Genomic DNA, 1,036 nt, shown 5'->3' on the forward strand with positions numbered 1-1,036 from the left:
TTCGAGTAGTGAGGAAATGATACTTTCGGCGCTTAGAATCGCATCCCGAATTTGCACGATAGTGCTCATGTCTCGACGGTCTTCTTTTACATCTAGCAAGGTATTGGCATAGAGCTGAGCGGCGTTGATTGGTTGTAAAATATCATGGCTGGCTAGGGCCAGAAAGCGCGATTTAGTGGTATTCGCTTCTTCTGCCACGGCTTTGGCCTTTAGCAATTGCTCTTCAACTTCTTTTCTCAGTTCAATCTCTTTACGTAAATCCTGATTGATAGATTCAATCTGAGCGGTACGGCTTTGCACGCGTTGCTCCAAGTAAAGATTGTTTTGTTCGAGTTCATCCTGAGCGGCCATAAAGTCGGTGATATCGTCATAAGTGGTGACATAGCCTCCATCGGGAAGAGGGTTGCCCTTTATCTCGATAACGTGGCCGTTATGATGCTTGCGTACAACACGATAAGGCTTTCCTTGCATCAAATGTTTAAGACGTCGTTGAACATGCTCGTCAATGGCCCCAGGCCCCAATAGTCCGCGCTCAGCATTGAAGCGAACCAAGTCAGAAACTGCAATTCCGATTTGCAGCATGCCTTGGGGATAGTTAAACATTTCTTCATAGCGACGATTCCAGGCAACCATATTGAGGTCTCCGTTGACGACGCTAATGCCCGAAGAAATATTATCGAAGGACGCGAATAAAATATCCTGATTGAAACGCAGTGCTCGGGTCGTTTCTTCAAAGATATTAACGACTTCTTCTACCGCCAGCTTCTGACCACTCCTTAGGCTTTCTATCATGGCCTGAGAGGAGGCAACGCCAACAATGCCAGATAAGGATTGTTGGGCTTTTTTGATCAGTCGAGCGTCGGCTGTATTACCGCTGGTATGGTCGTATTCACCAAAGAGTTTGTTAGTGATGCTGCTGCCAACAAACTGTTCCAAAAGTGAGCGCAGGTCGAAGGTGCTAATATCGTCATAATTTTGGTATTCCGAGGCACGTTTTTGGGACTGGTTAGTAAAAGCCAGGGCTTGAATTCGGTCT

Annotated in this window: 1 protein-coding gene; it reads right to left on the reverse strand. The window is 46.3% G+C overall.

What is annotated here, in order from left to right:
* Positions 1–1,036 (reverse strand): PAS-domain containing protein (locus A3763_RS23705; protein ID WP_197483078.1); only part of this gene is annotated, 1,036 nt, incomplete at both ends.

The sequence above is a fragment of the Oleiphilus sp. HI0128 genome, from assembly GCF_001635365.1.